Origin of the sequence: Microvirga zambiensis WSM3693 (assembly GCF_016735695.1) — a bacterium.
Classification (GTDB): Bacteria; Pseudomonadota; Alphaproteobacteria; order Rhizobiales; family Beijerinckiaceae; genus Microvirga; species Microvirga zambiensis.
Map to the genome: position 1 here is coordinate 1 of NZ_JAERQD010000117.1, position 10,302 is coordinate 10,302.

Genomic DNA, 10,302 nt, shown 5'->3' on the forward strand with positions numbered 1-10,302 from the left:
AGCTAGCGTGGCGACGAGCGCCTGCTCGGAGCGCTGGTAGCGCTCGAACAGCTCGGTCGAGAAGCGCCCGTCCCGGTCCTGCGGCACGCGCAGCTCAAGTTTGCCGACCCGGGTGACCAGGGTGCGGGTGTAGTAGCCCGAGCGGTAGCCCAGGCGGGCCTCGGTGCGTTCGCCCTTCTGGGCCTGGAGCGCATCGGTCATTTCGGCTTCGAGCATCTCCTGCATGACGGCGCGCACGATCTCGCGCAGCCCGTTCGGATTGTGGCTCAGAAGGTCCTTGATGGCGGCAGCGGCAGGTTTATCCTTGGTGCTGGTCATGGTGGGGCTCCTCTCGGAGGGTGACTTGGACATCACCATCCTGCCATGACCGCCCCGCTCAGGCGATTTGCAGAACCTTCGTCACACTACTAGATCAGAGCCAGCAGGACAGGCGCAAAGCGTCGCCATGGCGGCTCTAGCGCTCACGCGCTCCAGGAATGCGGACCGTCCTGCGATGGGCCATGCCGTTCGATTTTCATCGATGCCGTCACCGTGCAGACCCGCAGGTTCTGCTCGTCCCGCACCTGGATGACGACGTCGCTGGTATCGCCCTTTGCCAGCCGGTTGGTCCCAATCTCGGCCGCCGAGCGGGCCGCCGCCTGCACGGCCGCATCGAGACTGTCGAACTCGGCGCCCTCGTCATCGCGCACGGGCGGCTTGCCGTTCCGGACATCGAAATAGTAACGGGCCATGGCGCTCTCTCCTGCTGGCCAATCCCTGTTCTGTCCTGACCTTCACCGACATGCCAAGTGCATGTCGAGGCACCCTGGCCAAGGGTGCTGTCACAATCCCTCAGCCAGGGCGTCAGCGGAGAGGAAGCCCTCCAACCCCACCGATGCCATCTGGTAACGGCACCGGAAACCCTGTTCGGCTGATACACCGCGCACTCGGCACACGCATCCTGGCACGATTGCGGATGTCCGACATGGAAACGTCCTCGGCCCGTTGTGCGAGAATCCACGACCGCCACGCAGGTTCCTCATCCCCGAGCTCTTATCACCCAAAAGCGAGACAAGGATTGGCCAGGACCGGCGCCTATCGTCTGAGCTTCTCCAGACCCAGTTCCCGCCACAGCCAGGTGAAGTCATAGCGCGCCATCGGATCGCCGGGCGGCCTGCCGCTCTTCGACTGGTTCTCGAGGTGCTTCAACCACGCTGCCACCTTGCGCCGGCCTGCGGCTGTTTTGGCCGCGGCCCGTGGGCTCAGATTTCCGAGCGCCGGGATCGGTTCGTCGAGGGTCTTGCGGTAGTGGTCGGTCAAGGCACCATGGACGAGCTCGGCCTGCAGTTCGGCCGGGAGGTCGCTGGCTTTATCCTGAGGAACGCTTCCGTCCCGCCTCGCCATGGCCTGGTCGAGGGTTTCGATCTCCATCAGGCCTGGTCCGACCAGCTCTCCAGCCAGGTCAGCCAAAAGAGCCTGCCCGCGCTCGGCCCGCTCGCGGGAGCTCGCCTCCAGCATCAACGCTCTGTCGGTCAGCTCGATAGTGCCGAGGATCGTCTCGCCGGTATCGAGCGTTACCTGCATGGTCGCACCCTCCCTGGGAGAGGACTTGCTCACCGGCTTGCCGGAGGGAGGGCGTTGAGCAGGCTGGCGCGGCTCGATCCAATTCCAGAAGCCTTGGTTCTCCTCCCGGAATGCCGCAACAGCACGCAGGCGCTCCCGGATTTCAGCGACAGCCGCCCTTGAGCGCAGCGGAAAACGAACCCGGCAGAACACCACCTCGTCGCCATCGCTGTTGAGAATGGTCGGCAGACGTTGGTCGAGCACCGAGGCCAGGGCATCGTCCAGCCAGACGTTGCTGAAGATCGGTGCCGCGGTCGCCATGAACAGCAGGTCGGCGATCTGACTATCCTCTCCGGCGGACCTGGGCAGCTGAACCTCCTTGGTCAGCTTGCGGAATTCGCGCCGGGCCTCCCGTCTCGCCGCCTTGAGTTCGTCCATGAGCAGAGCGGCGGCGCTCGGGCGGAAGGGCAGGAGGCCCCCGGCCAGGATGTTCTTGCCCGAGACCGCGACGATGCGGGCACCGATCTTGTCCCATACCTGGAGGCTCTTGGTAGCCGAGTGCTCGCTGACCTGGATCGGCTCACCGCCGCGCAGGAGGTCCCGCGCCAGGAAGGATTGGCCGGGCACGATCTCGCTGACCTCGTACAGGCTCATGCAGGAGTCCCGCAGCGCTTCGATGTAGCGCCGGTTGCCGGCACTCTCCTTCCAGCCGCGGCGCTTGAGATAATCGTCGACGATGTTGCGCCCGTCCGGCTCGACGGCCTGGGTCAGGAAATCCTCGAAGGCGCAGCCCCACAGGGTCATGGCCCAGTGATCGCCGATCACCTCGGCAATGTCTTCAAAGTCCATCTCATAATCTTCGCAAACTGGACCGAGGTGCAGGTCCAGGACGTCGGCAAACGGCTCGCGCCATTCCTCGTGCGTGAGCCATTTCATCAGTCCAGAGAGGGAATGGTTGCCAAGCATGATCATTCGATCCTGGTTGGGTTGCAGGAGATGCGCGGGCGATCAGGCGGATGGATACGGGGTCTCGTCGAGACCGACGTGGGGCTCAGTGTATCGACGCCCGAGGGCCGATCAAGGTTGCTTCCTGAGACACGCGCAAGTCCTGCCGTTGCAGCCGCTTCGGATCGGAGCACAGGTTGTGCGGAGCCTTCGCGAGCGAAGCAGAGCGACGGGATGAGTAAAGGCGAGCCTTGCCGATCCCTTCATGAGGATGGGTCTGGTGGTCATCGCGTGCATCGCGCGGGATGTCGAATTCCCGCTCGCCGGCGCGAGCCGGATCTTCCGCGGCGAGAACACGCGATGCCGACCGGGGCCTATCAAAGCTCAAAGGTGGCACTTGATCCAATCACTGGGTAACATTTTCAAGGCGTGCCCCAGGCGCGGCCTCGGCTCGATCCGTTCTTCGCAGATCCAGGTCCCTTAGTTGCAGGAATTTTAGCACGACCCCTCCTAGCGTTGGAATTTGTCGCTTTGCCAGGAGCGTGTTTGTCGAGAAAAGCCCTGCAGGCGGTGAAGTCCGTCGTGATCTCTGGTGGGCATTCTACTTTATGCTCTTCGGCCAGTGCTTGTGCATAGCGCACCATCGCTTCACTCGGAGGCCGAGGGCCATTCTGGGCCCCAGGGTCTTTCGGTTCGGACGAGCGTGCTGGCGCATGCTGGTCTAGGAAAGCCCGACAAATGGCACCATTGCTCTTCAGACCACGAGGTAGCTTCATCCCTTTCCGTGCGGCAAGTGAGCTGGCAAAGGCAATCATGGCCTTGGTTGGCGGCTTTGCGGCCGGGACCTTACTCGCTGGCACTGTCGTAGGATCAATGGCAACAGTCTGCGACTTTGCGATGGCTCCGATTAGCTCCTGCACGCGGGTGCGGGTCCGCTGCTGATAGGCTGCAGCTCGGCGTATGGCCTCATCCCGTGTCGCAGCACGCCCGATCTCGGCCAGGTCGGCCTCGAACATGGCCCGGCCAACAGGATCACCATAGGCAGGAAAGACACGGCGAACGGTTGCGATGAATGCGAGTCCCACCTCCGTGACTTGGATCGGCGGATCCTTGCCATTCAGCAACTCGACATACTGGCTCTTCTGGAGCTTGGGCAGGATCGTGTCACGGGTTGCCGCAGTTCCGAGACCTTTCGGCTCGTTCGGGTTCACCGGGTTTTCCAGGGCAGCTTTGAGCGTCGGGTCTTCCACCTGATCGACGAGCCGTCCCATGACCACCGGCAACTCACCGCGGGTGATCCGGCGTGGCGGCTCGGTCTTGGCCATCTCAATCCGGGTGTCGGTTGCTTTACTAGGCTCGTTGTGGCGGATCGGCGGCAAGCGTCCGGCGGTAGGCTCCTCGTCCGGCCTGGCCTTGCCCGGAACAGCCTCGTTCTCCTCGTCGGCCTCGGCCCCATAGACGGCGCGCCAGCCCGGCGACTTGATCACGCTGCCGCTGACCGAGAAGCGCTTCGGACCAAGTGGCGTCGGAATCTGCACAACGACCGTGGTCCGAGCATCGATGCCGTCGGGCAGGTGAGCCGCCAGGAAGCTCTTGGCGACCAGCTCCCAGAGGCGCACGTGATCCCCGCCGACGCTCCCCGGCTGAGGCACCTTGCGCAGTGGCACGATAGCGTGGTGCTCGCCGGGATCCTTGACGTAGTGGCCCTTGTTGCCTCTGCGGAACACAAGATCACGTGCGGCCGGCACAAGGCCCGCGAGATCGGTCAATACCCCGGCGATGCTCCCGATCACGGCGCTCGCGTCACCTGTCTGGCTCTCAGGCAGGTGCTCCGACTCGGTGCGGGGATAGGTCAGATAACCCTGATCATAAAGGTCCTGAGCGAGTTTCGCCGTGTGCTGCGGATCCCAGCCAAACCGCTTGGCGCAGCGGCGGGCGAGGATGTCCTTTGAGAACAGGCGAGGGGGCGACCGGCGCACGTCCTTCTGCTCGACACCAAGCGGACCGGACCAAGAGGCAGCTGCCTGCTGGATGGACCCGGCAACCTGCTTGTCGAAGATCTTGTCTTTTGGCGCATGCCAGAGGGTGATCGCGGCACCACCGTCCGTCGCCACCGTCAGCGCAATCTTGAAATAGTCCTGCGGGACGAAGTCGCGGATGCGCTTCTCCAGGTCAGCCAAGATTGCAAGCGTTGGCGTCTGCACCCCGCCAAAGCGCCAGGGCTCCCGGAATGCGGGTGGGCGCAACCGCAGGGAAATGGCGCGGGTGCCGTTGAGCCCCAGGTGGTAGTCCTCATATTGGCGGCACAGAGCCTCAAGGTAAGCTGCATAGTCCCGCTCACCGGAGTTGGGCTCCTTGGCCAGAGCTGCGAAAGCTCGGCGGATCGAGATCTCATCGAGAGCCCCCAGCTTGAGGCGATCCACGCGGCCTCTGTAGCCAAGATGCTCAAGCACCTCCCAGGCGATCATCGAGCCTTCGCGGCCCGGATCGGTGGCGATGATCACCCGCTCCACGCCCTGGAGAGCCTGCTTGATCGCCTCGACTTTGGGCCTGTGGGACTGGCCCGAGCGGCTGGTGCCGTAGCTGACCGGGATACGGTCGAGCACGATTGGGAGCGTCTCGAAACGCCAGGGCTTCCACTCATCCCTCACGTTGCCGGGCTCTTCTGCCGCCAACAGGTGCCCCTCCGCCGAGACACAGACCGTGCTCGGCGACTTGAACAACCGCTGCAGTTGGCGCATGGCCGAGGATTTCTCGAAGAAGAACAGCGTGTGCGGTGTTGAGGGAGCAGTCATGATCTTGGTCGCCCGACCGGAACAGAAAGAGAACGGTAACTCCCGGGTCAAAGGCGGTCAATGATCCAACACGCCGTGGCGAGATGGTCATTTGCGATCCCTTTCCAGGTGATGGTGGAGCCGCCATATCAGGAATCGGGCGAAGCTAGCGACCCACGGTACCCTGGGAGACCAGGGGAAAAACAGCTGCCGGGGGCTCTGATCCGCGGTGTTCTAGACCCCACTGCGGATCATCCCTTGGACAGGCCCGCTCTGCCCTCGGCCGCGGGGCGGCCATCCGACAATGGTTTCGCCCGCGGCCTCCAGCTGCCGATCTCACAGTGATCGAGGACGAGGCCGTGTCACTGATCGCATAGGAGGGGAGGGAGGCTTACAAGCGGGCGCGGGAGCAGGCGGGGTACTGTTTTCAGACGATGGAGTAAATTACGCTGTCAGTTCCGGTCAGAGATAGCTGATTTCCTATCGTACAGGTGTGACGAATCTGAGGAAGGCCAAGGGACAGCCGAGGTGAGTGGCCTATAGCGCATTGGTCGGTCGGATCATTCAACTTAAATTCTCCTCAGGCGCGATCGAGCGCTTTGGTCTTAGAACAAAACAAGAACACAATCTTTGTGTAGGAGATAATTGGTCTTCAGCTTCGCTCTCGTCGGCGAAACATCGGGGCAGTAAAACAAGGGGCAGAGCCCTTCCAGCGGCTCTGGGCAGGTGCATGAACCAAATGGTTCGACCCGATCAGGTAGAAAGAGGTCAGCCTGTCGAGGCTCTCGCAGGCACAGTCGAGCGCGTCACGTTCCACAATGCCGAGAGCGGATTTTGCGTGCTGCGGGTTCATGCACGGGGCAAGCGCGACCTTGTGACGGTCGTCGGCCATGCGCCTGCCATTGGGGCTGGCGAGTGGGTGACCGCGACTGGGATTTGGTTCAGCGATCGGACCCATGGGCTCCAATTCAAGGCCAATGTGCTCAAAGCCACGCCTCCCACGGGCGTTGAGGGCATCGAAAAGTACCTGGCCTCAGGTCAGATGCGCGGCATTGGCCCGGCTATGGCCAAACGCATCGTCGCGGCCTTCGGGGAGGAGACCTTCGAGATCATTGAGGCCAACCCCGAGCGGTTGAAGGAAGTCGCCGGCATTGGACCATGGCGGGCCTCAAAGATCGTCGCGGGCTGGGCCGAGCAAAAGGCAGTACGGGAAATCATGATCTTCCTTCATGCGCATGGGGTCGGCACCGCCCGAGCCGTGCGCATCTTCAAGACCTATGGTCATGAGGCCATCAAGGTCATGACCGAGAACCCCTACCGGCTGGCCCGCGACGTGCGCGGGATCGGGTTCCGAACTGCCGACGCCATCGCGGCCAAGCTCGGGGTGGAGAAGACGTCACCCCACCGGCTCAGGGCGGGCGTCTCCTTCGCACTCCAGACGGCCACCGACGAGGGACATTGCGGCCTTCCCATCGAGATGCTCATCACCCTGGCCCAGAAGCTGCTTGAGGTGGACGCCAGCCTGATCCGGACGGCGGTGGCCGAGGAACTCCAGGGAGAGGATGTCCTGTCCGACACGGTCGAAGGCGAGACTTGCATTTTCCTGAAAGGGCTGCACGGGGCAGAACGCGCCATTGCTGAACGGTTGAGAGAACGCGCGAGCGGCTCGGCCCCTTGGCCAGCGATTGATCTGGACAAGGCCCTGCCATGGGTGGAGGGCAGGACAGGTAAGATCTTGTCGCCCTCGCAGCGCGAGGCGGTGGGGCTGGTGCTCACCGCGAAAGTCGCGGTGATGACGGGTGGTCCTGGCGTGGGCAAGACCTCGACCCTCGATACCATCCTGCGCATTCTGGTGGCCAAAGGTGTGCGGGTGCTGCTGGCTGCGCCCACCGGCCGTGCCGCCAAGCGCATGACCGAGCAGACAGGGTTGGAAGCCAAGACCATTCACCGGCTGCTGGAGATCGATCCCAAGCATGGTGGGTTTTCGCGCAATGAGGAGAATCCATTAGATTGCGACCTGCTGGTGGTGGACGAGACCTCGATGGTCGATGTGCCGCTGATGAATGCCCTGACCAAAGCCATTCCGAACCAAGCTGGCTTGTTGCTGGTCGGTGACGTGGACCAGTTGCCCTCTGTCGGTCCTGGACAGGTTCTGTCCGACATCATCAGTTCAGGGCAAATTCCGGTGGCACGCCTCACCGAAGTGTTCCGGCAGGCGGCGGAGAGCCAGATCGTCGTCAACGCCCACCGGATCAATCACGGTCAGATGCCACAACCGCTCAAAGCCGGTGAGATGAGCGACTTCTACACCATAGAAATTGCGGAGCCCGAGGAAGGCGTCGCCAAGCTGATCGAGGTGGTGACGAACCGAATCCCACGTCGCTTTGGGCTCGACCCAACCAAGGATGTCCAGGTGCTATGCCCAATGAATCGTGGGGTCCTTGGAGCGAGAAACCTGAACCACGAGCTGCAGCGCATTCTCAACCCGAACCCGCCAGCGACAGTTGAACGCTTCGGCTGGCGTTTTTCGCCGGGTGATCGGGTGATGGAGACGCAGAACGATTACGACCGGGACGTCTTCAACGGAGATCTCGGCACGGTCGATCGCATCGATAACGAGGAAGGAGCCCTAGTGGTGCTGTTCGATGAGCGGGAAGTGATTTATCCGTTTGGAGAGTTGGATACGCTGGTGCCCGCCTTCGCAACGACGATCCACAAGTCACAAGGCTCGGAATATCCGGCGGTTGTGATCCCCGTAACCACACAGCACTACACGATGCTGGCCCGCAATCTGCTCTACACGGGCGTCACTCGCGGCAAACAGCTTGTCGTCCTCGTGGGGCAGAAGAAGGCGATTAGTATCGCCGTCAGGGGAGGGCAGGCGAAGCGTCGATGGACCAAGCTCAGAGAGTGGCTCTGCCTTTAATTCTCCTGCCTTCCCTCTCCGCTATATCCACGCCGATTTCGGACAGCATGGTATCAGCGTTGAACGAGCATATTGATGCGTCGGACAGATTCCCTTGCTCAAGAAACATTTGCTACCTGCGCGTCGCAGATTGAATTCCTTGGAACTTCAGGAGCGGCAGACAATTAACATGGATTAAGAACACAAAGTCATGAGCCGCTCACCGCAGCTCGAACTTTAGGGATAAACGCCCACGAAACCAGTGACGAGTGTCTGAAGGCTGAAGCCGTCCCGCGGCCGTGCTCAATAGCGCTTGCCTTCATCTTAGCAGCATGCGTACCGCGTTCCCGTATAACTGACACATCAGCGTCACAGGCTATGACCCAAGTTGCTGTGCTTGAGGCTCTCTTGTTTTGACAATTTGCGAGGGACGATGACGACAATCCGACAATACAGCAAAGCTCCGCCGGACAGGGCCAATGAGTTGTTCGAGAAACTTCTCGCCACATCTGACAGTGCGATCAAAAGCCGTGAGAGGCTCTTTGCCGACTTGAAGACCGAACTGGAGCTTCTCGCTACCCTCCAGGAGGATCACCTCTTCCCGGTGCTGACACGGCACGGAATGCAGGACCTGGTGCGTGAAGCCACTAGCGACAATGCGAAAACGGCTGCGCTATTGGGTGAGCTGGATGGCATGTCCAAGAGCAGTTCTGAGTTCATCAACAAAGTGGCTGAACTCCGGCGCATCTTCCAGCAGCACATCCGCGATGACAGGAAGGAATTGCTGCCCGCCGTGCTCAAGGTCCTGAGTGAGGAGGAAATCCTCGCTGTGGCAGAGAAAGTGGAGGACGAGATGGCGACCATTGATGAAACCAAACTCGCACAGGCGCGGCAGACCCGTGAACAGGCTGAGGTTGTACAGCGCGTGAGCGATGGCGTAACTGGGACCCTGCGGGCCGGCTTGGATAACGCCCAGTCCATAGCACGGGTAATGCAGGAGGCGATGCAGAAGAGCTTCAGCACGCTTACGGACCTGGCTCACCAATCCATAGGGCCGCTCAACTTGACGAACCGGTCTGACGGCAATGCCCGCGCGGCAACAGAGGAAATGGCTGACAACTTTCGGGCAGTCGCGCAATCCGGTAGTGCGCTAGCAAGGGGTCTGCAGGATATGTCACGCGAGGTTGCCGACCGTAGCCAGAAGCGCATCCAGCGCAACCTGGAGGGCCTTCAGGCCCTTGCCCACTGTCGATCGATCACAGACCTGTTCGAGGTTCAGAGTTCTCTGCTGCGCGACAATCTGGAGCAAACGATCGAGAACAGCCGACGGATTGCCGAACTCACAATCCAGATCGCGGATGAGGCGAGGCAACCAGCAGCGGTTCAAGCGGAGAAAACCGTCCAGCGCTTTGACCGGGCTGCATAAATCTCGGCCGCGCGATCAAAGCGGTGTAGCTCTTCACCAAGAATAGGGCGACGGTTCAAGCCGTCACCCTATTGTTTGTAACGTACGACCAGAAAATCAGGAGCCACTATCGAGACGAGCGAGATGAACCACAAGTTCTCAGACCGTCGTGATTGTCTCACAAGGCAGGAGCTTTGGGACTGTCCGGGCTTACGCGGCGCTGAGGTGGTCTTTCCTCTCCCTCGGCAGAACTCAGGTCGGACCGCAAAGGTGGCTTAGCGGCATATAGAACCCAGATCCCCGCGCGGCAGTTGATTGCCCTGAACCTGAGGGCTGGATGCCTATCAGTCGCAGCGACGTACCCGTCGAACTTCAACCCGACCCCAACGGTCCGTTTCCTCAATCGTGACGTTCCGGCAGCGCTCTTCGTAGCCGCCATAGCGACGATCGTCACGCCGAGCGTCTCGTCTGCCCTGCTCATAGGCCCGCTCTGCCTCTTGGCGCTGGCGCCACCGCTCACGACGCTCACGCTCCTCCTGCTGAGGATCGCGAACGCCGACCTGAGGACGACCATCCGGGCCGATGCCGAATTGAAGTTGTGGCTGAGCGAGAGAAGGTGCCGCAACAAAGAGGCTGGCGCCGATCGTTGCCGCAGCTAGTGTTCTGTCACTGACGGGTAATTCCGAAATCTGGTCTGACGTGCGATGCTGCTCGCATGGGCAAGATCGAAC

General features: G+C 61.5%; 6 protein-coding genes and 1 pseudogene. 2 read left to right on the forward strand and 5 right to left on the reverse strand.

From position 1 onward, the window contains the following. The 4 genes from JKL46_RS33255 to JKL46_RS33270 form a co-directional block, all read right to left on the reverse strand. On the reverse strand, positions 1–318 hold a 318-nt coding region (locus JKL46_RS33255), incomplete at its 3' end, for a transposase (RefSeq protein WP_201842643.1). 143 nt (positions 319–461) lie between these two features. Further along, on the reverse strand, positions 462–731 hold the full coding sequence (locus JKL46_RS33260) for a DUF6894 family protein (RefSeq protein WP_201842645.1): 270 nt from the start codon (positions 729–731) through the stop codon (positions 462–464). Between the two features lie 343 nt (positions 732–1,074). Continuing rightward, complete coding sequence (locus tag JKL46_RS33265; protein ID WP_201842647.1) at positions 1,075–2,508, reverse strand: DUF7986 domain-containing protein; 1,434 nt, start codon at positions 2,506–2,508, stop codon at positions 1,075–1,077. A gap of 401 nt (positions 2,509–2,909) precedes the next feature. Continuing rightward, the gene (locus tag JKL46_RS33270) at positions 2,910–5,282 is read right to left on the reverse strand and encodes a type IA DNA topoisomerase (protein WP_201842649.1); all 2,373 of its coding nucleotides are present in this window, start codon (positions 5,280–5,282) and stop codon (positions 2,910–2,912) included. A gap of 709 nt (positions 5,283–5,991) precedes the next feature. Between JKL46_RS33270 and recD2 the strand changes: the two genes are divergently transcribed. Together recD2 and JKL46_RS33280 are read left to right on the forward strand one after the other, a co-directional pair. After that, positions 5,992–8,187, forward strand: a complete 2,196-nt coding sequence (gene recD2, locus JKL46_RS33275) for an SF1B family DNA helicase RecD2 (RefSeq protein ID WP_201842653.1) — start codon at positions 5,992–5,994, stop codon at positions 8,185–8,187. Positions 8,188–8,599: 412 nt separating this feature from the next. Continuing rightward, entirely contained in the window at positions 8,600–9,592 is a 993-nt protein-coding gene (locus JKL46_RS33280) for a phasin family protein (protein WP_201842651.1), read from the forward strand. Positions 9,593–9,915: 323 nt separating this feature from the next. Here the strand turns inward: JKL46_RS33280 and JKL46_RS35275 are convergent. Then, positions 9,916–10,302: pseudogene (locus JKL46_RS35275) on the reverse strand (hypothetical protein); the annotation flags it as partial.